Genomic DNA, 26,016 nt, shown 5'->3' with positions numbered 1-26,016 from the left:
GATGATGCTGGAGACGCAGTGGGGCGAGAGCTACCTGCGGCTGAAGTCGTTCACCTCCGCGGGCGGCATCGCCAACGTGTCGATCCAGGACCACGAGGCGGGCATCCTCTTCCAGCGGCCCTTCCCGGTCCTCGCCGACGGCTCCCCCCTGCACTTCGAGAACGCCCACGAGTTCCTCAACGAACCGGGCGAGTTCTACGTCGACACCGCCGCGCAGACCGTCTACTACAAGCCCCGCCCCGGCGAGGACATGTCCACGGCCTCCGTGCAGGCGCCCACGATCAAGACCCTCTTCGACATCAAGGGCACCAGCCTCGACAGTCCCGTCCATGACCTGCGCTTCTCCGGGATCACCTTCTCCGGGACCACCTGGATGGAAGCGACCGACAACGGCTACCTCAACGGCCAGGGCGGCAACTACAACATCTCCGCCGACACCTCCAACCACCAGTACGTGGGCCGCCCGCCGGCCGGAGTGCAGGCGGCGGACGCCGACCGTGTCTCCTTCACCGGGAACACCTTCACGCAGATGGGGGCCACGGCCCTGGACCTGTCCCACGGCGTGCACGACAGCACCGTGACCGGCAACCTCGTCTACGACATCGCGGGCAACGGGATCATGGTCGGCAAGTTCTCCGACCCGACCGTGGAGATGCACACCGTCTACAACCCGCCCACCTCACCGGCGGGTGAGGACGCCCGGGAGGTGGTCAAGAACGTCACCGTCAAGAACAACCTGATCAACCAGATCGGCGAGGACTACCCCGGAACCGCGGGCATCGACGCGGGCTTCGTCAACAGCACCAGCTACAACCGGATCGGCAACGTGATGAACCGGCTGTGCGACTCGGCCGCCATCTACCACCTGTCCAACGACCCGGGCACCGTCATCAACGGCAACTACGTCCACGACGTGCTGAGAACGCCGACCGCCTGCGGCAATGCCGTGGCCGGCCTCTACACGGACGAGGGGTCGAACAACATGACCCTCTCGAACAACGTGCTGTCGCAGACGGACGGTCTCGTCAACCAGAACGCCAACGGCTCCAACGTCACCCTCACCAACAACACGACGTCCGGCGACACGGTCATCAAGGCCTCCGGTCTCGAGTCCGCCTACCAGGGACTGGCGGCGAAGCTCAACCTCGCCTACAACAGGCCGGCGTCCGCGTCGTCGGTCTACGGTTCGAACACCCCGCCCTCCAATGCCGTCGACAACAACGGCACGACCGGCTGGTCGCCGACCGGCAGCGACACCTCGGCCTGGTGGCAGGTCGACCTGGGGCAGGCCTACCAGCTCGGACAGTTCTCCCTGACCACCCGCCAGGACCTGGACCAGTCCTCGACCCGGGGCAACTTCGAGGTCCGGGCGTCCAACGACCCGTCCTTCGCCACGTACACCGTCGTGGGACGCCAGACCAGCACCCTGCCGCTCGCGGCCACCCTCACCGGTGAGATCAACGTCCGCCAGGCCTTCCGCTACATCCGCGTCGCCAAGACCGACGGGGCCTACTTCTACATCACGGACTTCTCCGTGCAGCGGACGGGCGGGGCCCTGGAGGACCAGACCGGTACGCCGAACACCAACCCGTCGACCTACTACTCGATCAAGAACGTCAACAGCGGCCTGGTGATGGACGTCAACGGCGCGTCCACCGCCGACGGCGCGAGCGTCATCCAGTGGCCGAAATCGGGCAACGCCAACCAGCAGTGGACCATCGTTCCGGTCAGCGGGCAGCTCAACAAGATCGTGAACAGGAACAGCGGCAAGGTCCTCGACTTCGGCTGGGCCAGCCACTGGAGGGGCACCGCGCTCCAGCAGAGCACCTACAACGGCAGCAACAACCAGCTGTGGTACTTCGAGCCGACCACCGGTGGATACCTGATCCGCAACTTCGAGAGCAAGCAGATCCTGGAGGTGAGCAACAGCTCGACCGCGAACGGAGCCACCATCGACCAGTACATGCCGCTGAACCAGCCAAACCAGGCCTGGACGATCCAGTGACGGTCTGACCCGACGCAGAGCTGAGCGGTGGGGCAGGAAGGCAATGGCCTTCCCGCCCCACCGTTCGGCCGGTCGGCGTCCCGTTCAGCCCTTCGAGGGGTGGGGAGTCGAACCATAGGCAGTCAGGAAGCGGTCCCTGAAGGCGCTCATTTTCCAGACCGGGGCGTCGTGGGCCGGCTTGAGGCCGTCCGTCCAGTTCCAGGAACCGATCCTGGCGAGGACCTTGGGGTCCTTGGCGACGATCGAGATCGGTACGTCACGGCTGGCGTTCTGCCCGCTGACCCGGGCTATCGGCTGGTGGTCGCCGAGGAAGACGAGGACCGTGTCGTCGCTGCCGTAGCGCTCCAGCCACTGGGTCAGTGAAGTGACCGAGTAGGAGATGGACTTGCCGTACTCCTGCTTGGAGCGGGTCGGGTCGGCGATGATGTCGGAGGCCTTGTTGCCGGCCTTCTGGATGGGCTTGAAGATCGAACCGTCGCCCAGGTCGTCCCAGTCGACCATTTTCGGGATCGGGGCCCACGGCTGGTGGCTGGAGGTCAGGATGATCTCGGACATGAGGGGCTTGTCGCGCTTCTTGCTGTGGACCTGCTTCTGGTAGGCCTCCAGCGCGTACTGGTCCGGCATCGTGGACCAGCTGAACTTGGGTCCCTGGTAGCCGAGTTGGAAGGCGTTGTAGACCTTGTCGAGGCCGTAGTACTTCTGCTCGGGCCAGCCCTTCTGGACGCCCGGCATCACCCCGACCGTGTCCCAGTCGCCGGTCTTCTTGAAGGCCTTGGTGAGGCTGAGGTGGTCGCTGGCCATGACCGTGCGGTAGCGCTGCTGGTTGTCGATCCAGAGGCCGGAGAGGGTCGTGGAGTGGCCCAGCCAGCTGCTGCCGCCGTACGTCGCCGAGGTCAGCCAGCCGCTCTTCGCGTGGAAGCCGGCCTTCGCGAGGGCCGCGGTGCTGGTGTCGAGGGTCTTGTCGACGCCGGGTGCGATGAGCGGGTCCTCGATGGCGCTGCGGCCGTAGCTCTCGATGAAGGTGAAGATCATGTCCTTGCCGCGCAGGTCGGGCACCAGCTGGGAGCCCGGCGTGTTCCCGAACGCGTCGACCTTGGCCACCTTCTCGAACGCCGCCTCGTCCCGCAGGGTGGACACCACCCGCTGGGCCTGGATCTTGGTGAGCGCGGCGGTGTGCTCGGACGCGAGCGGCGGGCCGAGGATCTGGAGGCCGAGGGCGGAGCAGGTGATCCAGACGGTGGCCGCGACGAGGGTGCCCCGGACGGCCTGCTGCCGGTGCCGGGCCAGCAGGCCGCTGAGCCGGACCGTCGCCAGCGTCATGACGGCCGGCACCAGGAGCACGAGGACGATCACGACGACCATGGCGGCGATCGCCACGCCCCGTCCCATCGAGTCCGCCACGTACGACTGCGCGTCGTTGAGCAGTTCCCAGTCGAGGACCGGGTTGAAGGCGCGCCCCAGGTAGTCGTTGAACCCCATGTCGAGCAGGTTGAGGATCGTCAGCACCCCGAGCCCGGCCCCGGCCAGTACAGCCACCGCCAGCCGTGGGCGACGCGGCAGCGCCAGCGCCAGGGCGGCCCCGAGGATCGCCTCCGCCGGAAGCCGCAGGAACTCCCCGGCGTGCAGATTGGTGATCTTGTTCGGCAGCAGCAGGGCCCCGAGGACGAGCAGTGCGGCGAGGGTGTTCAGGGTCCAGCGGGTGTTCCGTACGGCGGTGGGGTGCGCGTCCCGCCAACGGGCATACCGTGACGCCTTCTCCGTCTCGGTCACCTCGGCCTCTGGTGACGTGATCTCTGCAAGGGTCTCGGACACCCGAGGGTCCTTCCGTACGGGTCCTGGTAGGAGGCGGACCCGATAGGGGGTCTCGAATCCGCCACATTCCCGTACGGCCCGTCCCGGGTCACAGTTCACGTCCCAGGGCAAACACCGCCCCAACGCTTGGTCAACGGTGAGGTGCGGAGGCGCGGGGAGTCCGGAGTGCTAGGCGCCACCAACCGCCGTCAGCAGAGCAAGCGGCGCCGCCGCCGACCGGGCCTCCCGCACACACGCGTGCGGATACGGCACCGGCTCCCCGTGCGACTCCCGTCCGTAGCCGGCCAGGACCTCCGGCAGCCGGTGCCCGGTCGCCGTCGCCGCGTCCACCAGCCCGTGTGCCACCGCCCGGGCCTCGTCGTGCAGGCCGTACCGCGCCAGGCCCAGCGTGATCAGCGCGTTGTCGTGCGGCCACACCGAACCCCGGTGGTACGACAGCGGATGGTAGGCCGGTTGGCCGGACGCCACCGTGCGCACGCCCCATCCGGAGAAGAAGTCCGGCTCCAGCAGCCGTCGTCCCACCATTTCCCCGTACTCCTTGTCGAGCAGCCCCGACCACAGCAGATGGCCGGCGTCGGAGGCCAGCGCGTCGACGTGGCGGCCTTCTCCGTCCAGGGCGAGGGCGGGGAAGGCGCGGTCCGGCATCCAGAAGTCCCGCTGGAAGCGGTCCCGCAGATCGGCCGCGGCCTGTTCGAGGAGGGCTCCGTAGGTCTCGTCCTTCCACGCCGTGCGGGCGAGCCACGCGGTGCGGCGCAGCGCGTCGTAGGCGTAGCCCTGGGCGCCCGCCGCCATCACCGGTCCGCCGGCCCGGGTGCCGTCGGCGCCGCAGATCGCGCCGGGGGAGTCCTTCCAGTTCTGGTTGGCCAGGCCGCCCTGGTCGGCGCGGTAGACGAGGTAGCCGCGGGAGGTCAGGCCGCCGTGGTCGAGCATCCAGCCGATCGCGGCACGGGCGTGGGACTCCAGGCGCCGGGCGAGCGAGACGTCCCCGGTCTGCTCCACGTAGGCGCCGAGGAGGACCAGGAACAGCGGGGTGGCGTCGACCGAGCCGTAGTAGCGGCCGTACGGCACCTGCCCGAAGTGCGCCAGCTCTCCGTGCCGTACCTCGTGCACGATCTTGCCGGGCTGGGCCACGGAGGCCGCGTCGGTCTCCGTGGCCTGGGTCGCGGCGAGCGCGGGCAGGGTGGCGGCGGCCAGCTGGGGGCGGTAGGGGAGGGCGAAGAGGGAGGTGAGGAGGGCGTCCCGGCCCAGGAGGGTCAGGAACCAGGGGGCCCCGGCGGCCGGGACACGCAGGTCCTCGCCGTCCGGGCCGGTGGCCGGAAGCTGGAGCGAGGCCAGGTCGGCGAGACCGCGGGCGCAGGCGGCCGCCAGCTCCGGCCAGCCGGTCGGGAAGGCCACGCCCTCCACGAACTCGCCTTCCAGCGCCAGGAGTTGCTGGTTCAGGGCGGCAGGAGAGCTCGGTACCCGGCGGGCCCGCTTGTCGCCGTGCGGGCGGGCCAGCACGCGCAGGGTCAGCTCGGCCGAGCCGTGCGGTTCCAGGTCCAGCGTCCACACCAGGCGCCGGGCTCCGGTGCCCGTCTCCTCGACGCCGTCCGGGGCGGGCTCGGCCGTCACCGTCGTGCACGAACGCCATTCCCGGCGCTGGTAGCCGAACTCCACGCCGTCGTCGAGGACTTCGCGGGTGCGGGTGGCTCCGGGCTTGGTATAGGTGCGGTAGTCGGAGCGGAGTTCGAACTGGTCGGTGAAGTCGGCGTCCGCGGTGACGGCGAGCCGGACCGTCGTCGGCACCGGGCGGTTGCTGGTCACCCGCAGGGATTCGACGAACGAGCCGTCCCCGACCGCCTGTTCGCGGAAGAGGGTGTGGGCCGGGGGTTCCTGGCGGCCGCCTCGCGGGACCAGGACACAGCGGGCGGTGTCGCCGTCGGCGACCGGCGACAGGGTCTCGGGGACCGCGCCGTCGACCGTGAGCTGCCAGCGGCTCAGGTGCCGGGCGTCCCGTACGAAGAGCCCGTCCGGGAAGCTGCCGCCCCGGACCCCGCTGATGTCCCCGCCGTCACCCACGGCAGCGAACGTCCCGCCGTGCACGAGCAGATGATGCCGGTCCGTCATCGCCGGTTCCCTCCCTTGAATCCCATGTCCGCCGTGACTGTGGTGCTGTTCGTGATCGTGGTGCCGTGCGTCGCCGTCATCCCGCCGGTGAGTGTGGCGTCGCCGGTGAGCGGGGTGTCGACCGCGGTCTCGCCGTGCAGCAGGTCGAGCGTGAGCGCGGCCGTCCAGCTGAAGCCGGTCGCCCCGCATCCCTCGCCGGTGTACGGGTCGACGTACTCCGCGAAGTCGGTGGCCGCGGCGAGTTCGAGGGCCGACTCCCGCAGGGCGTCCGCCTGTTGGCGCTCGCCGTGGGTGCGCAGTCCGCGCTCCACGAGCCACGCCGTGTTGAACCAGGCCGGGCCGCGCCAGTAGCGGTGGGCGTCGAAGGCCTCGCCGAGGAGGTCGTAGCTGGGGAGGAGGCGGGTGGTGGTGCCGAGGCCGAAGTGCGGGCCGGCGGCGGTGCGCAGCAGTGCCGTGACGATGTCCCGGGGGAGACCGGGCAGGAGCAGGGGGACGAGTCCGGAGACACCGCGCTCGGGGATCAGGCCGGGGTCCGTGGCCGGAGTCGGGGCCGGGGCCGGGGCGGTTGCCTCGTGCCCGGCGGTCGGCCGGACGTCGGGGCGGTGCGGGGGGAACGCAGGCCCGTGGTCGCCCGCCGTGGTGTGTCCGGCCGTCGCGTGTCCGGCCGTCGCGTGTCCGAGGGTGACGGGCCCGGCCGGGGCGGGCGCCCGCAGGTCCCGGCAGAGGAACATGCCCCTCGCCGGGTCCCACAGCCGCTCCACCAGCGCCTGCGTCAGGCGCTCCGCGCGCGCGTGCCGGGCCGTGCCGGGTGCGCCCAGTTCGTCGGCGATCCGGGCCAGCGCGTGCTCGGAGGCGATGAGCAGGGCGTTGAAGGCGGGATCCTCGACGGCGAACTCGCCGGTGCCATCACCACGCCCTCCGTCCGGCCCGGCACCATGCCCTCCGCCCGCCCCAGCACCAATCCCCCCACCCGCCCCGTCCCTGTACCCGGCGTCCCGGTAGTCGGCCGCCAGGCGCACGTACCGCCCGTAGTCCAGATCCGTCGGCCGGTCCTCGGCCGCCCCGTGGTCGAGGTCGGCGCGGCGGAAGGAGCGGGCCGGGGCCGGGGTGACGCGGGACAGGGGGAGGTCCCAGGCGGGGCTGTTGTCCATACCCTGTTCCCAGGGGTGCACGACGGAGGCGAGGCCGCCGCCGCCGAGGTCGCGGCGGTGCAGGAGGTAGCGGTGCCAGGCCGCCAGACGCGGGTACACGCGGGCGAGGAAGCCGCGGGACCGGGAGAGCCCGGGGTCGGCGCGGTGCACCAGCCACGCGGCCAGCGCGTGCACCGGTGGCTGGACGATCCCGGACGTCTGTACGGTGCGCGGGGCGCCCGCGCTGCGCCCCGCGGTCGAGGAGCGCCAGAAGTCGGGGCTCGGGAAGTACGCGTCGAGCGGTACGGAGGGGTTGAACACGATGTGCGGGATCCGCCCGTCGCCCCACTGGGCCGTCAGGAGGGTCTCCAGCTCGGTCTGCGCCCGCAGCGGCGAGAGGTGGCGCAGGCCGATCGCGATGAAGGCGGAGTCCCAGGACCACTGGTGCGGGTACAGGCCGCGCGAGGGGACGGTGGAGGCGCCGGTCCAGTTGGCCTCCAGCACCCGCGCGGCCCTGGTGTGCAGGGAAGGCGGCGAACCCGGCGGATCGTATGCGATCGAGCGCTCGGTGGAAGAGGTGACGAGCTGGGCAGTGCGATCCACTCGGGACTCCCCGAAAGACGTGTGGCTGACCGGTTCGGTCAGGGCTACCGTAGGGTTACGTCTATTTAACACGCAAAACCCAATATGTAATGCACAGTTGAGAAACACAAGGGGGTGCGCATGGCTGGACGGAGTCAGACCGGCGCCGGAGATCTGCTCGAACTGGTCCGCAGCGGGCGAGCCGTCACGCGCGGAGCGCTCCAGCAGGCCACCGGACTGTCCCGGGCGACCGTCGGCCAGCGCCTCGACCGGCTCTTCCGCGCGGGATGGCTGCGCGAGGGCGCCGGCGGCCCGGTGGACTCCCCGCTGGGCGGCCGCCCCTCCATCACCCTGGAGTTCGACGACGCCCATGCCGTCGTCCTGGCAGCCGATCTCGACACCCGGCACGCGCGCGCGTGCGTGCTCTCCCTGACCGGCGAGATCCTCGCCGAGCACAGCGGCACCCTGGTGATCGAGGACGGCCCTGACGCCGTCCTCGGCGAGCTGGGCCGCTGGTTCGCCGAGCTGCTGGAGAAGGCGGGGCAGCGGGCCGAGGAGGTCTGCGGCATCGGGCTCGCCGTGCCGGGCCCGGTCGACCTGGAGAGCGGCCGGGTGGTCCAGCCGCCGATCATGCCCGGCTGGGACGGCTACGACATACGGGGCCGCCTCGCCCGGGCCTTCACCGAGCACTCCGGGTCCGGCCCGGTCCCCGTGCTCGTCGACAACGACGCCAACCTCATGGCGTACGGCGAACAGCGCACCGGCCACCCCGACTGCTCGGCCTTCGTCCTGGTCAAGGTCTCGACCGGCATCGGCGCCGGAGTCGTCGTCGACGGCTCGGTCTACCGGGGCATCGACGGGGGCGCGGGCGACCTGGGGCACATCCGGGTGCCGGCCGGTGCGGAGGCGCTGTGCCGATGCGGTTCCTACGGCTGTCTCGCCGCCGTCGCGAGCGGCGGTGCCGTCGCCCGGCGGCTGGCCGCGACCGGGGTGCCGGCGGCTTCCGGTTCGGATGTGCGGGACCTGCTGGCGTCCGGGCACCCGGGGGCGGCGGCGCTCGCGCGCGAGGCGGGGCGGCAGGTCGGGGACGTACTGGCGACGGTCGTGACGCTACTGAACCCCGGGGTCCTGATGATCGCCGGAGATCTGGCCGGAACTCCCTTCCTCACCGGCGTCCGGGAGCTGCTGTACCAGCGGGCGCTGCCCCGCTCCACGGCCCGCCTCGAGGTGGTCACCTCGCGGCTGGGGGAGCGGGCCGGGCTGGTCGGGGCGGGTGCGCTGGTCGTGGAGCACCTGTACGCGCCCGAACGGGTCGAGGAGCGGTTGCTGGCGATGGGCGTATGACGTCCGTGTTGCGGTCTGGATTACCCGTCCGCATGGTGAAATCCGACGCGCTGTGGCAGCGTGATTCTCGCCACGCCTGATAGGGGTCGCGCTCGAATGAGCGGATCTTGGGCGACTGCACTTCTGAAAGGGGTGGCACTGAGTGCCACCCCTTGATCGTTCATCGATCGAAATCAGATGTGGCCATAGGGTGCTCATGTGAGCGGAATGGGGGGTGGGTGAGTCCCTCCGTGTTCAAGAAGTGAAAACATTCGACGGCTGTCGCTTGCCAAGCTTTGACTTTCGATCCGCTGGCAGACACCTGGTTACGGGCGTATGACGCCCGAGCAGACGTACCCAGAAGCCTTCGATCTGGGTATGTTCCTCGCCGTCAGGGCAGCCACCGCGTCCTCGAGGGAGTCGAGACCCGTGTCGGAAAACAAAGAACCCCACGTAGCCAAGTTCGTCTACGACTTCACCGAGGGAAACAAGGACCTCAAGGACCTCCTGGGTGGCAAGGGCGCGAACCTCGCCGAGATGACCAACCTGGGACTCCCCGTTCCCCCCGGCTTCACCATCACGACGGACGCCTGCAAGGTCTACCTGGACAGCGGTGAGGAACCCGCGGCACTGCGTGACGAGGTGAGTGCGCACCTCGACGCGCTGGAGCAGCGCATGGGCAAGAAGCTCGGCCAGGCCGACGACCCGCTGCTCGTCTCCGTCCGCTCCGGCGCGAAGTTCTCCATGCCCGGAATGATGGACACGGTCCTGAACATCGGTCTCTCCGACAAGTCGGTCCAGGGTCTCGCCCAGCAGGCCGGCGACGACCGCTTCGCCTGGGACTCCTACCGGCGCCTCATCCAGATGTTCGGCAAGACCGTCCTCGGCGTCGACGGCGACCTCTTCGAGGAGGCCCTCGACAAGGCCAAGGAGGCCAAGAAGGTCACCGTCGACACCGACCTGGAGGCCGCCGACCTCAAGAAGCTGGTCACCGCCTTCAAGAAGATCGTGAAGAAGGAGGCCGGCCGGGACTTCCCGCAGGACCCGCGCGAGCAGATGGACCTCGCCATCCACGCGGTCTTCGACTCCTGGAACACCGACCGCGCCAAGCTCTACCGCCGCCAGGAGCGCATCCCCGGCGACCTCGGCACCGCGGTCAACGTCTGTTCGATGGTCTTCGGCAACCTCGGCCCCGACTCCGGCACCGGTGTCGCCTTCACCCGCGACCCCGCCTCCGGCCACCAGGGCGTCTACGGCGACTACCTCCAGAACGCGCAGGGCGAGGACGTCGTCGCGGGCATCCGCAACACCGTGCCGCTCGCGGAGCTGGAGCAGATCGACAAGAAGTCGTACGACCAGCTGATGCAGATCATGGAGACGCTGGAGAACCACTACAAGGACCTCTGCGACATCGAGTTCACCATCGAGCGCGGTCAGCTGTGGATGCTCCAGACCCGGGTCGGCAAGCGCACGGCGGGCGCGGCCTTCCGGATCGCCACCCAGCTGGTCGACCAGGGGCTCATCGACGAGGCCGAGGCGCTCCAGCGCGTCACCGGCGCCCAGCTGGCCCAGCTGATGTTCCCGCGCTTCGACGAGGACGCCAAGGTCGCGCAGGTCGGCCGGGGCATCGCGGCCTCGCCGGGCGCGGCCGTCGGCAAGGCGGTCTTCGACTCGTACACCGCGGTGAAGTGGTCCCGTTCGGGCGAGAAGGTCATCCTCGTACGACGCGAGACCAACCCCGACGACCTCGACGGCATGATCGCGGCCGAGGGCATCCTGACCTCCCGTGGCGGCAAGACCTCCCACGCGGCCGTCGTCGCGCGCGGCATGGGCAAGACCTGTGTCTGCGGCGCCGAGGAGCTGGAGGTCGACACCAAGCGGCGCCGGATGACGGTTCCGGGCGGGCACGTGGTGGAGGAGGGCGACCTGATCTCCATCGACGGGTCGTCCGGCAAGGTCTACCTGGGCGAGGTCCCGGTCGTCCCGTCTCCCGTCGTGGAGTACTTCGAGGGCCGGATGCACGCGGGTGCCAACGACGCCGACGAGCTGGTGGAGGCCGTGCACCGGATCATGGCGTTCGCCGACCGCAAGCGCCGGCTGCGGGTCCGCGCCAACGCCGACAACGCCGAGGACGCGCTGCGCGCCCGTCGCTTCGGCGCGCAGGGCATCGGACTGTGCCGTACCGAGCACATGTTCCTCGGTGACCGGCGTGAGCTGGTCGAGCGGCTGATCCTGGCCGACACGGAGGCCGAGCGCGAGGAGTCGCTGAAGGCGCTGCTCCCGCTCCAGAAGCAGGACTTCGTCGAGCTGTTCTCGGCGATGGACGGGCTGCCGGTGACGATCCGGCTCCTCGACCCGCCGCTGCACGAGTTCCTCCCGGACATCACCGAGCTGTCGGTCCGCGTGGCGCTGGCGGAGTCCCGCCAGGAGCCGCACGAGAACGAACTGCGCCTGCTCCAGGCCGTGCACCGGCTGCACGAGCAGAACCCGATGCTGGGCCTGCGCGGTGTGCGCCTCGGTCTGGTGATCCCGGGTCTGTTCACCATGCAGGTACGGGCGATCGCCGAGGCCGCGGCCGAGCGCAAGAACGCCAAGGGCGACCCGCGGGCCGAGATCATGATCCCGCTCGTCGGCACCGTCCAGGAGCTGGAGATCGTCCGCGAGGAGGCCGACCAGGTCGTCGCGGAGGTCGAGGCGGCCACCGGTGTGGAGCTGAAGCTGTCGATCGGCACGATGATCGAGCTCCCGCGCGCCGCGCTGACCGCCGGTCAGATCGCGGAGGCGGCGGAGTTCTTCTCCTTCGGCACGAACGACCTCACCCAGACGGTGTGGGGCTTCAGCCGGGACGACGTGGAGGCGAGCTTCTTCACGGCGTACCTGGAGAAGGGCATCTTCGGAGTCTCCCCCTTCGAGACGATCGACAAGGACGGGGTCGGCTCCCTGGTGAAGCTGGCCGCGGAGGCCGGCCGGCGCACCCGCCCCGACCTCAAGCTCGGCGTCTGCGGCGAGCACGGCGGTGACCCGGAGTCGGTCCACTTCTTCCACCAGGTCGGTCTGGACTACGTCTCCTGCTCCCCCTTCCGCATCCCGGTGGCCCGCCTGGAGGCGGGGCGCGCCGCGATCACGGCGAACGGCAGCGACCACCGGTAGGCCCTCGCCGGGCCACTGGACCCCGGAACCGTCGCCCGTCCCCGACCCTCAACCGATGGGTGGCGGTTCCGGATCACGAGAGAGGGCGGCACCCTTGTGCGGGGGTGCCGCCCTCTCGTACGTCCCTCGCGTCCACCTCTCCCGTGCGCCCCCGTGCGGGCACTGCTACCGTCACGCGATGTCCAAGAGCGAGATCGACGCGGTGACCACCGAGTTCTTCGGGGCCTTCGACAACCGGGGCGGCAGGACCGCCGACGTCGGACGCGTCCGGCGGCTGGTCCTCCCCGAGGGCGTGATCGTCAGGACCGGTGCCGAGTACGCCGTCTACACCGTGGAGGAGTTCATCGAGCCCCGCCTGCGGCTGCTGACCGAGGGCCGGCTGGTCGAGTTCTCCGAGTGGGAGACCGCCGAACGCACCGACATCGTGGGGGACATCGCCTCGCGGGTCGGTACGTACCGCAAGTCCGGGATCCTGGACGGGGAGCCGTTCGACGGCGGCGGGACCAAGACGATCCAGTTCGTCCGAACTCCGCAGGGGTGGCGCATCGCGGCGCTGGCCTGGTACGACCACGCCTGACCGGCGTGGCCGGGGCGGCGGTGTGAGTGCGGACGGTGTCAGCGCGTCGCCCGGCGCCTGCGGGCCGACGCCACCAGGGCGCCGCCGGTGAGCAGGACGGTCGAGCCGACGGCGGCGAGGTACACCGAGGTGTCACCGCCACCGGTCTCGGCGAGGTCCCGGTGCTGCCTGCCGGGGTCACCGACGGTCACCGTGTCGTCGTGGGGCTTGAAGTCCGCGGGCGGGCGGTCGCAGCCGATGCCGTCGCCGTCCCGGTCGAGATGGCTGCCGTAGTGCTCGTCGCCCCTGGGGAGGTTCGCGTACCCAGCGGCATAGGCCTCGGCGCAGCTCGCGAACGGGTGGTCGCCGTCATGGGCCGAGGCGGCACCCGGCAGCACGGCCAGGGCCAGCGCGGCGACGACGATCGCGCCGGGCTTGCGGAGCAGTTTCACAACGGGTCCTTCCGGGTTCGTGCGAGGTGACGAACCTAGTGAGACGCGGGTGCCGTGTCGGCGACATGAGGAACCCGTGATGCGAACGTGACGTGACCGGAAGGTAGCTCTCCGCAAGCACGCCGCCGGCTCAACTGTCGCAGGCCACCCCGTCGTTGTCCCGGTCGAGGTGGGAGGCGTAGCCGGGCTCACCGCGGTGGATCGGCGCGGCACCGGCGGCGCGGGCCTCGGTGCAGTTCTCGTAGTAGACCGAGCCGGAGCCGGACTTGGACTCAGCGGCACCGGAGCCGCGGGCCGTCACCGTCTTGGTGACCTTGACCGTTCGCGTGGCGGTCACCGTGACCGCCGGTTCCGGTTCCGGCGTCGTCGTGGCGGTCGCCGTGACCGTCACCGTCGGCTGCGGCTTCGCGACCGCGGGCTTCGCGTCGGTCGCCGTCCTGTCCTGAGCGCCGGCGCCCATGAAGCGGTATGTGCTGCCCGCGGTGTTCATTCCGTGACGAAGGCCGCGCCGCACGTCAAGAGCGGGCTGATCAGGCTCGAGGCGAAGCTGTAGCGCCGGGCGGATCACCCCAGGCCCGGCAGGCTCCGCAGCTCGCTGATCTTCAGGATTCGTGCGAGCAGCACGAACACCAGCAGCATCGTGAGGCCCCCCGCGGCGAGGCCCAGAGCGGGTGCCCAGGCGGTCGAGGTGACGGTGCTGGAGCATGATCGGGCCACGGACCAGCCCAGCGCGCCCGCCGTGAGGGCGGAAGCCGTCAGCTTGCCGTAGGTGCGGCACAGCCTCTTGCCGTCCAGGCGGCCTTCGAGGCGCCGTCGCAACAGCATCGCGGTGATGAGCAGGCCGATGGTGTACGACGCGGCGTAGGCGCCGGCCAGGCCGGTGACGGCCCATCGCGGAGGCATCAGCAGATGGCAGGCCGTGGCCAGGGCGATATCTGCGCTACTGATCCACACGGCCATCCAGAACGGCGTGCGGGTGTCCTCGAAGGCGTAGAAGCCGCGCAGCAGCATGTACTGCGCCGAGAAGGGGATCAGGCCGAGTCCGAAAGCCTGGAGCATCTGGCCCAGCGGCACGATGGATGCCGGGTGGGCTGCTCCGTGAGCGAAGACCACCTGCGCCATTTCAGGCCCGAGAGCGACGAAGAAGAATGCGGCGGGAACGATGACGACGCCGCTGATCCGCAGGGCCCGGGAGAGGTCGCCGCGCATGTCGTCGAGGCGGTGTTCCGCGACGGCCTGGCTCATTCGCGGCAGCAGGGCGGTGACCAGCGAGACGGTGATGACGGACTGTGGCAGCGACCAGATGGTCTGCGCGTACGTGTAGGCGGAAAAGCCGACGCCGTCATGGGGCAGTGCCGTGTCCGCGGCGGAGGCGTAGCGGGTCACCACCGTGCTGGCTACGAGATTGGTGAGGACGAACAGCAGGGTCCAACGGGCCGCGCCGATGCTCCTGCCGAGCCCTGTGCCGCGCCAGTCGAAGCGGAGGCGGAAGCGGAAACCGGCGGCCCTCACGAAGGGGATCAGGGCGAACGCCTGCATCGCGAGGGCGAGTGTGGTGCCCGCGCCGAGAAGCGTGACCTGGGTGCCGGTGATGTCCTGGACCGAGTCCGGGGCGGTCATCATGCCGAGATACACGCCGAACATGGTGATCAGGACGACGTTGTTGAGCACGGGCGTCCACATCATCGCGCCGAACCTGTTCCGGGCGTTGAGCACTTGGCCCAGGATGCTGAACAGTCCGTAGAAGAAGATCTGCGGGAGCAGGAACCGCGCGAAGACCACGGTCAGCTGAAACGCTTCGTGGTTGGCCGGTGAGTCGCTCTGATAGAGGCCGATGATCTGCGGCGCCGCCCAGACGGCCAGCAGTGTGCCGATTCCCAGCACGGACATCGTGAGGGTGACCAGACGCTGCTCGAAGGCCCGTCCGCCATCGGGCTGCTCCATCCTGGCCCTCACGAGTTGCGGTACCAGTACGGAGTTCAGCGCACCGCCGATGAGCAGGAAGTACAGGCTCGCCGGCACCACGTTGGCCTGGTTGTACGTCGTAGCGAGCAGCCCTGTACCGAGTGCCCCGGCCTGGAGGACTGTTCTCAGCAGGCCCGTTGCCCGGGACACCACCGTCCCCGCTGCCATCAGCACGGACGAGCGCATCAGCCCGCCCTTTGCCCCCTCGGACTTCGTGGCGGCGTGCCGCCCCAGTGTCTGCTTCCCCGGTGACCGCGTTCTCCCCGCGCCCGGTGTCCCCTCCACCATGTGCCCAATCTACGGCGCAGAGATCACCGGCGTGGGCACTGCCCCGCCCATGACTCGCCGCACCCGCCCCTCCTAGGCTGGGCCGCAGTCGTCGAGGGAGGGAACGCCGTCATGCCCGGATGGAACGAGAAGGCCATCCCCGATCAGAGCGGGCGCGTGGCCGTGGTCACCGGGGCCAACAGCGGGATCGGGTACGCCGCCGCGCGGGAACTGGCCCGCAAGGGTGCCCGCGTGGTGCTCGCCTGCCGCAGTGAGCGGCGGGGCGGTGAGGCCCGGGACCGGCTGCTGAGCGAAGTACCGGGCGCGGAGGCGGAGTTGGCCCGCCTGAACCTCGGGGACCTGGCCTCCGTAAGGGAGTTCGCGACCTCGTACCCGTACGACCGCCTCGACCTGCTGATCAACAACGCGGGCGTGATGGCGCTGCCGTACGGCACGACCGCGGACGGCTTCGAGACCCAGTTCGGCACCAACCACCTGGGCCACTTCGCCCTGACCGGCCTGCTGTTGCCGTCGATCCTCGCGACACCCGGCGCACGTGTCGTGACGGTCTCCAGCGGGATGCACGCGGTGGCCAACATCGACATCCACGACCTCAACAGCGAGCGCCGCTACCGCCGTTGGATCGCCTACGCCCGCTCCAAGACCGCCAACCTGCTGTTCGTCCACGAGCTGGCCCGCCGGCTGGCGGCCCACGGTTCGGATGTGATCGCGGCGGCGGCGCACCCCGGGTACGCGGCCACCAACCTCCAGACCGCGGGGGTGCAGATGGAGGGCCGCACGGCGGCGGAACGGTTCGTGCGGGTCGGCAACCGCTTCTTCGCCCAGTCCGCCGAGGCCGGCGCCCTGCCCACCCTCTACGCGGCCACGGCCCCCGGCGTCTCCCCGGACTCCTTCACCGGCCCCTCCCTCGCCGGCTGGCGCGGCGCCCCGGCCCCCTCCTGGCGGGCACCCTGGACCCGCAATGACGAGGCGGGCCAACGCCTTTGGTCCGCCTCGGAGGAGCTGACGGGGGTGACGTACGACGCCCTGAAGGGCTGACCGGGTCGCCGCACGCGACGAGGGCGGGGCGGCCACCGACCGGTGGCCGCCCCGCCCTCGTGCTCCTGCACCGCCTGCGTGCTTCTACGCGGCCCGCACCTCGTACGTCGCGATCCGTACCGACTCGTCGTCCAGGCACTGCCCGGTCTCCAGGTCGAAGCGCTGCTTGAGCAGGGGTGAGGCCACGAACGGGCGGCCCTGGTGGGTGCCGGTGAGGCCGCGGGAGAGGACCGCAGCGCCGCCGAAGGGGTCGCGGTTGTCGATGGCGTACAGGTTGCCCGCGCGGTCGCGGAACAGGGCCGCCTGGCGGCCGTCGGGCAGCAGCGCTGCCACTCCGCGGCCGGGGAGCAGCCGGGTCAGGTCGCAGACCGCGAACCAGTCGCCGTCCAGCTGGAGTTGGACCTTGAGGTCAATGGTCTCGGGTGCCAGGGTCATCGCTGGGCGCTTCCTTCCAGGGGACGGTGGCCGATGGTCAGCAGCGGCAGGTCGGGCTTGATCTGCTCGCGCTCGGGGACGAAGCCGACGACCGGGTCGGGGGTGTCCGGCGCGTTCACGAAGGACACGAACCGGGCGAGCTTCTCGGGGTCGTTGATGGTGGTCGCCCATTCGTCGGCGTAGTGCGCCACATGGGCCGTCATCAGGGACTCCAGTTCCTCGCAGATGCCGAGGGAGTCCTCCACGACCACGTCACGGACGTGGTCCAGGCCGCCGGGGATGCGCTCCAGCCAGGTCGAGGTGCGCTCCAGGCGGTCCGCGGTGCGGATGTAGAACATCAGGAACCGGTCGATCAGCTTGACCAGTTCGGCGTCGGTGAGGTCCTGGGCCAGCAGGTCCGCGTGGCGCGGGGTCGCGCCGCCGTTGCCGCCGACGTAGAGGTTCCAGCCGCTCGCGGTGGCGATCACGCCGAAGTCCTTCGACTGGGCCTCGGCACACTCGCGGGCGCAGCCGGAGACGGCCGACTTGAGCTTGTGCGGCGACCTGAGCCCCCGGTAGCGCAGCTCCAGGTCGATCGCCATGCGGACCGAGTCCTGGACGCCGTAGCGGCACCAGGTCTGGCCGACGCAGGACTTCACCGTGCGCAGGGACTTGCCGTACGCGTGACCCGACTCGAAGCCGGCGTCCACCAACCGCGTCCAGATCAGGGGGAGTTGTTCCACCCGCGCGCCGAACATGTCGATCCGCTGGCCGCCGGTGATCTTCGTGTAGAGGCCGAAGTCGCGGGCGATCTCACCGATCGTGATGAGTCCCTCGGGGGTGATCTCACCGCCGGGGATGCGCGGCACGACCGAGTAGGAGCCGTTCTTCTGGATGTTGGCCAGGAAGTGGTCGTTGGAGTCCTGGAGGGCCGCCTGCTCGCCGTCCAGGACGTAGCCGCTCGCGCCGATCGTCGGGGCGAGGGAGGCGATGATCGAGGCGACGGCCGGCTTGCAGATCTCGCAGCCGTCGCCGCCCCGGGCGCTGTCGCGGCCGTAGCGGTCCAGGAGGTCCTGGTAGGTGTTGATGCGCAGGGCGAGGACGATCTCGTAGAGCTCCTCGCGGGTCTGCGAGAAGCAGCCGCACAGGCCCTTGTCGACCTCGACGCCGGACGCCTCCAGCTCGGCGGTGACCAGCTGTCCGAGCACCTTGACGCAACTGCCGCACGTGGTACCGGCCTTGGTGCACTTCTTCACCTCGGGCACAGTCGTGCAGTGGTGCTCGGTGACCGCCCCGCGGATCGTGCCCTTGCGGACGTTGTTGCAGGAACAGATGATCGCGTCGTCCGGCAGCGCGGTCGGGCCGAGCTGCACCGACTCCCCGGCGCCGGCGGGCAGCACCAGCGACTCGGGCTTGACCGGCGGGACCGAACCGGTGAACGCCTTCAGCGTGCCGTACGCCTCCGCGTCGCCGACCAGGATGCCGCCGAGCAGCGTGCCGTCCCGGCCGATGACCAGCTTCTTGTACAGGCCGGCGCGGGAGTCGGAGTACACGACGTCCAGGCAGTCCGCGGTCGCGCCGTGCGCGTCGCCGAAGGAGGCCACGTCCACGCCGAGCAGCTTCAGCTTGGTGGAGAGGTCGGCGCCGACGAACGAGGCCTCGTCGGAGGCGATCGTCGCCGCCGCGGTCTCGGCCTGCTCGTAACCGGGGGCCACCAGGCCGTACACCCGGCCGTCCGCGGCCAGCGCGCACTCGCCGATCGCGAACACGTGCGGGTCGGCGACCGTACGGCACTGCTCGTCGACGGTGATGCCGCCGCGCTCGCCGACGGTCAGGCCGCAGTCGCGGGCCAGCTGGTCCCGGGGGCGGACACCGGCGCTGAACACCACCAGGTCGGTGGCGAGTTCGGAGCCGTCGGACAGCTTCATGCCGGTGACGGCGCCGTCCTCGTCGACCACGATCTCCTGCGTGCCGACGCCCGTGTGGACGGAGAGCCCCATCTCCTCGATGGTGCGCAGCAGCGCCGCGCCACCGCCCTCGTCGACCTGCACCGGCATCAGCCGCGGCGCGAACTCCACGATGTGGGAGGTCAGTCCGAGCCCCTTGAGCGCACCGGCCGCCTCAAGCCCGAGCAGACCGCCGCCGACCACGGCACCGGTCGTGCGGGTCTTCGCGTACTCCTCGATGGCGAGCAGGTCCTCGATGGTGCGGTAGACGAAACAGCCCTGGGCGTCCTTGTTCGGGACCGGCGGGACAAAGGGATAGGAGCCGGTGGCGAGGACGAGGGTCTCGTACGCGAACACCTGACCGGACTTCGCGGTGACCTTTTTCGCCTCACGGTCGATCGTGACGGCCGGGTCGCCGACGTACAGCTCGATGCCGTGCGTCTCGATGAACTCCATGTCCGTCATGGACAGTTCCTCGGGCGTCTTCCCCGAGAAGTACGAGGTGAGCGCGACGCGGTCGTACGCGGGACGCGGCTCCTCGCAGAGCACGACCACGCGGTGGGTGGCGGTCAGGCCGCGCGTGGCGAGGGCTTCGAGGAAGCGCTGGCCGACCATGCCGTGGCCGACGAGGACGATCGTGGGGGTGGCCTCCGTGGCCTCCGGGGTGGCGGTCATCAGGAGCCTCCATCGTTGGTGAGCAGGTGGAGCAGCGGGCCGCCTGCGGGGAGCGGTTCCGCTCCCTCCCAGGCGCGGGCGAGCGCGCCGACGGTGCCGAGTTCGCCGACGAGGACCCCGCCGACCAGGCGGTCGTCGCGGACGACGACCTTGCGGTAGGTACCGCGGGTGGCGTCCGCGAGCTGGACGACGTCGTCACCCGGGAGCGCCTCGGTCTCGCCGAACGCGGCCAGGTCGAAGGCGGTCTGTCCGGTGAGCGTGAGCCGGGTCAGTGAACGAGTGCCGGTGTAGCGGGCGTCCGCGCGTCCGGCCAGCAACTCGGCCAGGGCGTCGGCCTGTTCGAGGGCCGGGGTGGCGAGTCCGTAGACGGTGCCGGCGTGCTGGGCGCAGTCGCCGACGGCGTGGATGTGCGGGTCGGAGGTGCGCAGTTCGTCGTCCACGACGATGCCCTTGCGCACGTCCAGGCCGGCCGCCTGCGCGAGACCGACCCGGGGGTGGACCCCGCAGGCCAGGACCACGATCTCGGCGTCGAGCGTGTAACCGTCGGCCATCTCGACCGAGCGGACCGCGCCCCCGACACAGCGCACGTCCCGCACGCGCAGGTCGGTGTGGACCTCGACTCCGAGGTCCCCGAGGTGGCGACGGACCAGCTTCGACGCGCTGGGGTCGAGCTGGCGCTCCATCAGCCGCTCGGACTGCTGGGCCAGGATCACCTGGGCACCGCGCTGGGCGAGCGCGCGCGCCGCCGAGACGCCGAGGAGCCCGCCGCCGATCACGACGGCCTTCACCCCCGGCCGGACCGCCTCGGAAAGGCCCAGGCAGTCGTCCATGGTGCGGAACGCGTGCACGCCCTTTGGCAGTTCGTGGTCCGCGGTGAACAGACCGCGCAGCGGCGGCAGCACCGGGTTGGAGCCGGTGGCCAGGACCAGCGTGTCGTATGCGATCTTCGAGCCGTCGGCGCATGCGACGGTCCGGGCCCCGCGGTCGATGCCGGTGACCCGGGCACGGGTCAGCGCGGCCGGCGCCGGGAGCGCGATCACGTCGGGGGTGTACCGCCCGGCCAGCACTTCGGCGAGGAGCACCCGGTTGTACGGGCGGTGCTCCTCCTCGCCGACGAGCGTCACGGGCGTGCCGAGCTCTCCGAGCCGCCGGGCGAGCCGGACGCCCGCGAGCCCGGCGCCGATCACCACCACACGCGTATTCGAGGTCATGATGTCGAGCGTGCGTTGCGGGTGTTACCCGACCGCATCGCGTCTGTTTCCCGTGAGGAACGCTGCCCTCAGTCGGCACCGGCGCCGGGTGTGAGGGTTCGGCAGGGGCGGCGGGGGAGCGCTGTGAGGAGGCCCGCGCGCAGGTGGATGCGGGTGTGAGGACGCCCGCGCGCGGGTGATGCGGCGGTGAGAGATCCCCGCGTCCAGGTAGGTGCACGACCCACGAAAGGCGTCCCGTAGGGTCGCGATCATGCCCGACATATCGCTGACCACGGTCGTTCTCCTGTGCCTCGCGGCTCTCGCGGCCGGCTGGATCGACGCCGTGGTCGGCGGCGGGGGCCTCCTGCTGCTGCCGGTCCTGCTGCTCGGTCTGCCCGCGCACACCCCGGCCGCGCACGCGCTCGGCACCAACAAGGCGGTCGCCATCGTCGGCACTTCGGGGGCCGCGGTGACGTACGCCCGCCGGACACGGGTCGACGTACGGCTCGCCGTCCGCATCGGGATCGCGGCCCTCGCCGGCTCCTCGGCGGGCGCGTTCCTCGCGGCCGGGATGAGCACGGACATGCTCAAGCCGCTGATCATGGTCGTGCTGCTGGGCGTCGCCGCCTTCGTGATCCTGCGCCCCGCCTTCGGCACCGCCCCCGCGACCGGCCCGGCCACCCGCCGCCAGGTCCTCGCCGCGATCGGCCTGGCCGGCCTCGGCATCGGGTTCTACGACGGCCTGATCGGCCCCGGCACCGGCACCTTCCTCGTCCTCACCCTCACCGCGGTCCTCCACCTCGACCTGGTGACCGCCTCCGCCACCGCGAAGATCGTCAACTGCTGTACCAACGCGGGAGCGCTCGCCATGTTCGCCTGGCAGGGGGCCGTCCTGTGGCAGCTCGCGGCGCTCATGGCCGTGTTCAACCTCGTCGGCGGCACCCTCGGCGCACACACCGCGCTGAAGAAGGGCAGCGGGTTCGTCCGGGTCGTCCTGCTGACCGTCGTCTTCGCGCTGGTCGCGAATATTGCGTACGAACAGTGGCTCGCCTGACGTTACGGTGACGCGGTGACGACTCAGGTGATCGTGCTCAACGGCGGCTCCAGCTCCGGCAAGTCAGGCATCGCCCGGTGTCTCCAGGCGGTCCTGCCCGAGCCCTGGCTGGCCTTCGGGATCGACGGGTTCGTGGACTCGATGCCGGCCGCGCTCCAGTCCTCGGACGAGGGGATCGACGTCGCGGCGGACGGTGGGGTGAGCGTCGGCGAGGAGTTCTCCCGGCTGGAGGCGGCCTGGCGGGCCGGGGTCGCCGCCACGGCATGGGCGGGCGCCCGGGTGATCGTCGACGACGTGTTCCTGGGCGGCGCGCACTCCCAGGAACGGTGGCGCAAGTGCCTCGACGGCCTGGACGTGCTGTGGGTCGGGGTGCGCTGTGACGCCGAGGTCGCCGCGGGCCGGGAGATCGTGCGGGGCGACCGGGCGCGGGGGATGGCCGAGAAGCAGGCGGAGCTCGTCCACCAGGGCGTGGTCTACGACCTGGAGGTGGACACCACCCGCACCGAGGCCCTGGTGTGTGCGCGAACCATCGCGGAGGCGGTCGTCAGCGGGACCCCGTAAGCATCGCGAGCCTCGTCAACGGCTCCCCGTCAGATGTGCGAACACCACCACGTTCCCCCGGTAACCGGTCGCGCGTGAGTAACCGCCGCCGCAGGTGATCACCCGCAGCTCGGGCCTGGCCGCCGCCCCGTACACCTTCTCGTCCGGGAAGCCCTTCGCGTCGTACACCTCGACCGCGTCCACCGTGAAGACCGCCACGCTGCCGTCGCGCCGGTCCACCTCGATCGCACTGCCCTTGCGGAGGGCGCCGAGGTCGTAGAAGACGGCGGGCCCCTCGGCGTTGTCCACGTGCCCGGCGACGATCGCGGTCCCCTTCTCGCCGGGGGTGGTGCCGGCCTCGTACCAGCCGGCCAGGTTCTTCTTCGCGGCCGGCGGGACGTCGAGACTGCCGGTGCGGGTGAGGGCGAGTCCCATCAGGGGCGCGTCCACCCGGATCGAGGGGACGCGGATGCGGTCCGGCGGGGACGGCGGCAGCGCGGGCGCCGCGTTCCGCCCGGCGCCACCGCTCCGGGCGGAACGCGCCTGGGCGGCCGACGGCTGCGGCGGGGCGTGCGTCTCGTTGCCGCTGTGCAGCAGCCACGCGCCGCTGCACAGGGCCATCACGGTCACCCCGGCTATCGCGGTGTTCCCGAGTCCTCGGTTGCGCACAGGAGCTCCTCTACGGCTGGCCTGCCCGTCCCCCTCCGGGCCGCGAGGGGCGTCGGACCCGGAGGGGGAGGGGACATGCAGTACCGGCGGACGGACAGCGGAGGGTGTCCGTCACATCCCGTCGCCTCTCGCCCGGCGATGCAGGAGCCAGGTACCGCCCGCGGCGGCGACGGCGAGAGCCGCCACACCGCCCGCGGTCTGCACGGGGTCGGGGCCGAGCGCGCCACCGACCCCCGTCTTCACACTTCCCCTGGGATGCGCCGGCTGCCGCTGCGAGGTCAGTGACACCACCAGGTCACCGGTCACCCGCCGGCCGCTCTGCGCACAGGTCGCGACGATCTCGTACGTCCCCGGCTGCGCGCTCGGCGGCACCCGGAACCCTCCGGTCGTGTCGCCCCCGTGCATGCTGGGCGCCAGCGTGAAGGGGCCCGCGCCGACCGCGCTGGCGTCACCGGCCGCGGCACCGTCGTCGCCGCACGCCGCCGTGGTCACCGTGACCTGCCCGCCCGGCACCACCGAGGACGGGAGGATCTCCAGTCCCCCCGCGTCCCCGGCGTGGGCCGGCGCGCAGACGAGTCCCGCGGCGGCGACGGCGAGCGCGCTGCCGGTGAGCAGGCGGACGGTGGTGCGCATGGTGCTCCCTCGAGCTCTCGGGTGGGGATCCCTGTGCCTTCGAGGTAAGTGGCAGTGGGCCCGGACCGCTTCCTGAGAGGGCGTCAGAAATACGGTGAATGGGTGTCAGATCTGCGCGCCGCTCGGTTGGTCGGCCGGAGTTTCAGCAGGTCACCGCCGTCCGGCGGAGGTGTCGCGGTCGAGAACCGGAAGGGTGCGGCACGCGCGTGTGAACGGGTGACGCCCCCGGCGCCGCGCACGCTTGACCTCAACTTTGGTCGAGGTATCAGGCTGTCCTCCATGCAGACAGACACCGCTCACACGGACACCGTGCGCACAGACTCCTCTCACACGGACGCCGCTCCGCTTCGCGTCGTCCTCGTCATCGGCAGCAACCGGCACGGCCGTTTCGGCCCGGTCGTCGCCGACTGGCTCCTCGACCGGCTGCGCGACCGCGACGACCTGGTCACCGAGGTCGTGGACGTGGCCGAGGCCGACCTGCCCATGTCGTTCGCCTCGCCTCCGGCGCCCTCCGCCGTCACCCCGAAACTCGCGTCGGCCGACGCGTTCGTGGTCCTCACCCCCGAGTACAACCACTCCTTCCCTGCGGGCCTGAAGAACCTCGTCGACTGGCACTTCGCCGAGTGGCAGGCCGAGCCGGTGGCCCTCGTCTCCTACGGCGGCGTCTCGGGCGGACTACGGGCCGTGGAACACCTGCGGCAGGTCTTCGCCGAGCTCCACGCGGTGACGGTGCGGGACACGGTGAGCTTCCACAACGCCGGTTCGTCCTTCGAGGACGGCCGCCCGAAGGACCCCTCAGGACCGGACGCTGCGGCGAAGACGATGCTTGACCAGCTGGTGTGGTGGGGCAGGGTGCTGAGGCAGGGGAGGGCAGCGATGCCCTACACCCGGTGAGACCGAGCCGGACGCCCTCACGCTCAGGCCGCCGGGGCCATCGGGGCCGCCGGGGTCGCCGAGGTGGCCGGGATCGCCGAGGTCACCGGGGTCACCGAGGTCACCGAGGTAAACGGCGCCGCGCGCCCCCCGTCCCCGACGTGTCCGTCAGTGCCCGGCGAGCGCTTCGTCGATCGCCCGCTGTCCCACCTTCGCCAGGACCGGGTTCTTCCCGCCCCGGTAGTAGTGCACCGCGCCCACGCCCCAGCACAGGGCCCACGCGCGTCCCCGTTCCCAGGTGGCGTCGTCGAACTCCGCCGCCTCCCGGAACAGCCGGCGGCTCTCGCCGGTGAACACGGTCCACGCCGGCAGGGTGTCCGCCGTGGGCTCCCCGACGCCGAGGCAGCCGAAGTCGATGACGGCGGTGAGACGGCCGTCCACGGTGAGCAGGTTGCCGGGGAGGAGGTCGGCGTGCAGCCAGACGGGCGCGCCGTCCCACCCGGGCAGCCGGCCGGCCTCGTCCGCGAGGGCGGTCGCCCGGTTCGCGTCCAGGAGCCCGGCGGCGCCGAGGTCCTGGATCGCCCGCCGGGTGCCGTCGTCGAGGAGGTGCAGGGGTCCGGGGCGGTAGGAGGCCGGCCCGCCGGTCGCGTCGACCGCCTGCAACGCGGCGACGAACCGCCCCAACTCCACCGCGGCGTCGGTGAGTTCGGTGAGCGGTGAGTCGTAGGCGTTGTCCCCGTCCAGCCACCGGTACACCCCCCAGGGCAGCACGTACCCCCGGCCCGCTTCCCCCTTGGCCAACGGCTCCGGCACCGCGAGCGGAAGCCGGGGTGCCAGCAGGGGCAGCCACCGGTGCTCGAACTCCACCTGGCGCCCGCCGCCGGGCAACCGCGGCAGCCGTACGACCATGTCGTCCCCGAGCCGGAACATCGCGTTGTCCGTCCCGGCCGACTCGACGCGGGAGACGGGGAGTTCGCCCCAGCGCGGAAACTGGTCGGCGATCAGCCCGTGCACCAGCTCCGCGTCGATGTCGAGCTCGTCGGCGTGCATCTTCGTGGGGGACGACATGGGGCTCCGGGGGGAGGGGGCGGACATCGGTGGTGGAGCGTATCCACGGGGAGGAACGCGCTGCCATCGCATTTCCCCCGGGCCGGGCACGGGATCGGCTGGATCAGGCTCCCGTGCCGGGTCCGCCGACGTCCGTGTCAGCCCCCGCCGCCGGACGAGAACCGCTCCGCGAGCGTGCGATGCCGCCCCGCCGCCTGCCGGGCCTCGGCGGACGTCACCGGAGACCCCGGCAGGGTGCCGATGCGCTCGACCTCGTCCGCGAAGCGCAGGTGCTCGGCGCGGGCGTGCTCCCGGCAGGCCAGACAGGTCACCCGGTCCGGCCGCGGCGAGGTCATGGCGTACGGCACCTTCAGCCCGCACCCGGTGGCGACGACGCTCGGCAGGTCCCCTGCGATCCCGAACGTGGCCGCGAGCATGGTGCGCACGGCGGCCTCGCCGCGCACCACCTTCACCTCGACATGGATGTGCGGATCGTCCACACCCACCTTCCGCCTCCTTCCGTCACGGGTACGGCCGCCCCGGACTCCGGGGCGGCCGCGTCACACGC

The 26,016-nt window shown here is 71.1% G+C and carries 21 protein-coding genes; 8 read left to right on the top strand and 13 right to left on the bottom strand.

The window, feature by feature from the left end; translation table 11 throughout:
• Positions 1 to 2,005 (top strand): RICIN domain-containing protein (locus IF54_RS0128560; RefSeq protein ID WP_030323788.1); only part of this gene is annotated, 2,005 nt, incomplete at its 5' end.
• Between the two features lie 84 nt (positions 2,006 to 2,089).
• Here the strand turns inward: IF54_RS0128560 and IF54_RS0128555 are convergent.
• The 3 genes from IF54_RS0128555 to IF54_RS0128545 all read right to left on the bottom strand — a co-directional run bounded on the left by IF54_RS0128555 (position 2,090) and on the right by IF54_RS0128545 (position 7,656).
• On the bottom strand, positions 2,090 to 3,817 hold the full coding sequence (locus tag IF54_RS0128555) for a CDP-alcohol phosphatidyltransferase (RefSeq protein WP_030323787.1): 1,728 nt from the start codon (positions 3,815 to 3,817) through the stop codon (positions 2,090 to 2,092).
• Between the two features lie 168 nt (positions 3,818 to 3,985).
• Positions 3,986 to 5,923 carry a glycogen debranching N-terminal domain-containing protein gene (locus IF54_RS0128550; RefSeq protein WP_030323786.1) on the bottom strand — a complete coding sequence of 646 codons (1,938 nt, stop codon included), beginning with the start codon at positions 5,921 to 5,923 and terminating at the stop codon, positions 3,986 to 3,988.
• Complete coding sequence (locus IF54_RS0128545) at positions 5,920 to 7,656, bottom strand: MGH1-like glycoside hydrolase domain-containing protein (RefSeq protein WP_037820715.1); 1,737 nt, start codon at positions 7,654 to 7,656, stop codon at positions 5,920 to 5,922. Before IF54_RS0128545 ends, IF54_RS0128550 begins: the two co-directional genes overlap by 4 nt.
• 120 nt (positions 7,657 to 7,776) lie before the next feature.
• Here IF54_RS0128545 and IF54_RS0128540 point away from each other — a divergent pair, with 120 nt between their 5' ends.
• The 3 genes from IF54_RS0128540 to IF54_RS0128530 all read left to right on the top strand — a co-directional run bounded on the left by IF54_RS0128540 (position 7,777) and on the right by IF54_RS0128530 (position 12,685).
• Entirely contained in the window at positions 7,777 to 8,979 is a 1,203-nt protein-coding gene (locus tag IF54_RS0128540; RefSeq protein WP_030323783.1) for an ROK family protein, read from the top strand.
• A gap of 408 nt (positions 8,980 to 9,387) precedes the next feature.
• Complete coding sequence (ppdK, locus tag IF54_RS0128535; protein ID WP_030323781.1) at positions 9,388 to 12,108, top strand: pyruvate, phosphate dikinase; 2,721 nt, start codon at positions 9,388 to 9,390, stop codon at positions 12,106 to 12,108.
• Between the two features lie 178 nt (positions 12,109 to 12,286).
• Positions 12,287 to 12,685 carry a DUF4440 domain-containing protein gene (locus tag IF54_RS0128530; protein WP_030323779.1) on the top strand — a complete coding sequence of 133 codons (399 nt, stop codon included), beginning with the start codon at positions 12,287 to 12,289 and terminating at the stop codon, positions 12,683 to 12,685.
• Positions 12,686 to 12,723: 38 nt separating this feature from the next.
• Here the strand turns inward: IF54_RS0128530 and IF54_RS0128525 are convergent, their stop codons facing one another.
• The 3 genes from IF54_RS0128525 to murJ all read right to left on the bottom strand — a co-directional run bounded on the left by IF54_RS0128525 (position 12,724) and on the right by murJ (position 15,369).
• The gene (locus tag IF54_RS0128525) at positions 12,724 to 13,116 is read right to left on the bottom strand and encodes an excalibur calcium-binding domain-containing protein (RefSeq protein WP_030323777.1); all 393 of its coding nucleotides are present in this window, start codon (positions 13,114 to 13,116) and stop codon (positions 12,724 to 12,726) included.
• Between the two features lie 130 nt (positions 13,117 to 13,246).
• A complete protein-coding gene (locus IF54_RS0128520) occupies positions 13,247 to 13,606 on the bottom strand; it encodes an excalibur calcium-binding domain-containing protein (protein WP_030323775.1) in 360 nt (119 codons plus the stop codon).
• Positions 13,607 to 13,680: 74 nt separating this feature from the next.
• On the bottom strand, positions 13,681 to 15,369 hold the full coding sequence (gene murJ / locus IF54_RS0128515; protein ID WP_030323774.1) for a murein biosynthesis integral membrane protein MurJ: 1,689 nt from the start codon (positions 15,367 to 15,369) through the stop codon (positions 13,681 to 13,683).
• Between the two features lie 111 nt (positions 15,370 to 15,480).
• Between murJ and IF54_RS0128510 the strand changes: the two genes are divergently transcribed.
• A complete protein-coding gene (locus IF54_RS0128510; RefSeq protein WP_030323773.1) occupies positions 15,481 to 16,407 on the top strand; it encodes an oxidoreductase in 927 nt (308 codons plus the stop codon).
• A gap of 84 nt (positions 16,408 to 16,491) precedes the next feature.
• Here IF54_RS0128510 and nirD read toward each other — a convergent pair whose 3' ends face one another.
• Genes nirD through IF54_RS0128495 form a run of 3 tightly spaced genes read right to left on the bottom strand, consistent with a single transcriptional unit; the run spans position 16,492 to position 20,653 of the window.
• A complete protein-coding gene (gene nirD, locus IF54_RS0128505; RefSeq protein WP_030323772.1) occupies positions 16,492 to 16,842 on the bottom strand; it encodes a nitrite reductase small subunit NirD in 351 nt (116 codons plus the stop codon).
• Positions 16,839 to 19,442 (bottom strand): nitrite reductase large subunit NirB, encoded by a 2,604-nt coding sequence (gene nirB / locus IF54_RS0128500; protein WP_030323771.1) that lies wholly within the window; start codon positions 19,440 to 19,442, stop codon positions 16,839 to 16,841. The genes nirD and nirB overlap by 4 nt, the downstream gene beginning before the upstream one ends.
• Positions 19,442 to 20,653 carry an NAD(P)/FAD-dependent oxidoreductase gene (locus IF54_RS0128495; protein WP_030323768.1) on the bottom strand — a complete coding sequence of 404 codons (1,212 nt, stop codon included), beginning with the start codon at positions 20,651 to 20,653 and terminating at the stop codon, positions 19,442 to 19,444. The genes nirB and IF54_RS0128495 overlap by 1 nt, the downstream gene beginning before the upstream one ends.
• 250 nt (positions 20,654 to 20,903) lie before the next feature.
• Here IF54_RS0128495 and IF54_RS0128490 point away from each other — a divergent pair, with 250 nt between their 5' ends.
• Both IF54_RS0128490 and cpt read left to right on the top strand, forming a co-directional pair.
• The gene (locus IF54_RS0128490; protein ID WP_030323767.1) at positions 20,904 to 21,686 is read left to right on the top strand and encodes a sulfite exporter TauE/SafE family protein; all 783 of its coding nucleotides are present in this window, start codon (positions 20,904 to 20,906) and stop codon (positions 21,684 to 21,686) included.
• A 15-nt stretch (positions 21,687 to 21,701) separates the two neighbouring features.
• On the top strand, positions 21,702 to 22,247 hold the full coding sequence (gene cpt / locus IF54_RS0128485; RefSeq protein WP_030323766.1) for a chloramphenicol phosphotransferase CPT: 546 nt from the start codon (positions 21,702 to 21,704) through the stop codon (positions 22,245 to 22,247).
• A gap of 15 nt (positions 22,248 to 22,262) precedes the next feature.
• On the opposite strand, the gene IF54_RS0128480 is transcribed toward cpt, so the two are convergent.
• On the bottom strand, positions 22,263 to 22,895 hold the full coding sequence (locus tag IF54_RS0128480) for a class F sortase (RefSeq protein ID WP_030323765.1): 633 nt from the start codon (positions 22,893 to 22,895) through the stop codon (positions 22,263 to 22,265).
• Positions 22,896 to 23,006: 111 nt separating this feature from the next.
• Positions 23,007 to 23,528 carry a hypothetical protein gene (locus IF54_RS0128475; RefSeq protein WP_030323764.1) on the bottom strand — a complete coding sequence of 174 codons (522 nt, stop codon included), beginning with the start codon at positions 23,526 to 23,528 and terminating at the stop codon, positions 23,007 to 23,009.
• A 279-nt stretch (positions 23,529 to 23,807) separates the two neighbouring features.
• On the opposite strand from IF54_RS0128475, the gene IF54_RS0128470 reads away from it, so the two are divergent.
• On the top strand, positions 23,808 to 24,422 hold the full coding sequence (locus tag IF54_RS0128470; protein ID WP_030323763.1) for an NADPH-dependent FMN reductase: 615 nt from the start codon (positions 23,808 to 23,810) through the stop codon (positions 24,420 to 24,422).
• A gap of 147 nt (positions 24,423 to 24,569) precedes the next feature.
• Here IF54_RS0128470 and IF54_RS0128465 read toward each other — a convergent pair whose 3' ends face one another.
• Both IF54_RS0128465 and IF54_RS0128460 read right to left on the bottom strand, forming a co-directional pair.
• Positions 24,570 to 25,469 carry an aminoglycoside phosphotransferase family protein gene (locus IF54_RS0128465; RefSeq protein WP_030323762.1) on the bottom strand — a complete coding sequence of 300 codons (900 nt, stop codon included), beginning with the start codon at positions 25,467 to 25,469 and terminating at the stop codon, positions 24,570 to 24,572.
• 137 nt (positions 25,470 to 25,606) lie between these two features.
• Positions 25,607 to 25,954: a hypothetical protein gene (locus IF54_RS0128460; protein WP_030323760.1), complete on the bottom strand. Its 348-nt coding sequence runs from the start codon at positions 25,952 to 25,954 to the stop codon at positions 25,607 to 25,609.
• Positions 25,955 to 26,016: the final 62 nt, after the last annotated feature.

Source organism: Streptomyces sp. NRRL B-3229, from assembly GCF_000719505.1.
Lineage (GTDB): Bacteria > Actinomycetota > Actinomycetes > Streptomycetales > Streptomycetaceae > Streptomyces > Streptomyces griseorubiginosus.
Note: the sequence above shows the minus strand (reverse complement) of the source record. Positions and strands in the feature narration are given on the sequence as shown.

What these genes read in the sequence shown, in the direction of transcription:
- IF54_RS0128550 (WP_030323786.1), bottom strand. Translation starts at nt 5,923, where the DNA reads ATGACGGACCGGCATCATCTGCTCGTGCACGGCGGGACGTTCGCTGCC.
- IF54_RS0128540 (WP_030323783.1), top strand. Translation starts at nt 7,777, where the DNA reads ATGGCTGGACGGAGTCAGACCGGCGCCGGAGATCTGCTCGAACTGGTC.
- IF54_RS0128530 (WP_030323779.1), top strand. Translation starts at nt 12,287, where the DNA reads ATGTCCAAGAGCGAGATCGACGCGGTGACCACCGAGTTCTTCGGGGCC.
- IF54_RS0128520 (WP_030323775.1), bottom strand. Translation starts at nt 13,606, where the DNA reads ATGAACACCGCGGGCAGCACATACCGCTTCATGGGCGCCGGCGCTCAG.
- murJ (WP_030323774.1), bottom strand. Translation starts at nt 15,369, where the DNA reads ATGGTGGAGGGGACACCGGGCGCGGGGAGAACGCGGTCACCGGGGAAG.
- IF54_RS0128510 (WP_030323773.1), top strand. Translation starts at nt 15,481, where the DNA reads ATGCCCGGATGGAACGAGAAGGCCATCCCCGATCAGAGCGGGCGCGTG.
- nirD (WP_030323772.1), bottom strand. Translation starts at nt 16,842, where the DNA reads ATGACCCTGGCACCCGAGACCATTGACCTCAAGGTCCAACTCCAGCTG.
- nirB (WP_030323771.1), bottom strand. Translation starts at nt 19,442, where the DNA reads ATGACCGCCACCCCGGAGGCCACGGAGGCCACCCCCACGATCGTCCTC.
- IF54_RS0128495 (WP_030323768.1), bottom strand. Translation starts at nt 20,653, where the DNA reads ATGACCTCGAATACGCGTGTGGTGGTGATCGGCGCCGGGCTCGCGGGC.
- IF54_RS0128490 (WP_030323767.1), top strand. Translation starts at nt 20,904, where the DNA reads ATGCCCGACATATCGCTGACCACGGTCGTTCTCCTGTGCCTCGCGGCT.
- IF54_RS0128475 (WP_030323764.1), bottom strand. Translation starts at nt 23,528, where the DNA reads ATGCGCACCACCGTCCGCCTGCTCACCGGCAGCGCGCTCGCCGTCGCC.
- IF54_RS0128470 (WP_030323763.1), top strand. Translation starts at nt 23,808, where the DNA reads ATGCAGACAGACACCGCTCACACGGACACCGTGCGCACAGACTCCTCT.
- IF54_RS0128465 (WP_030323762.1), bottom strand. Translation starts at nt 25,469, where the DNA reads ATGTCGTCCCCCACGAAGATGCACGCCGACGAGCTCGACATCGACGCG.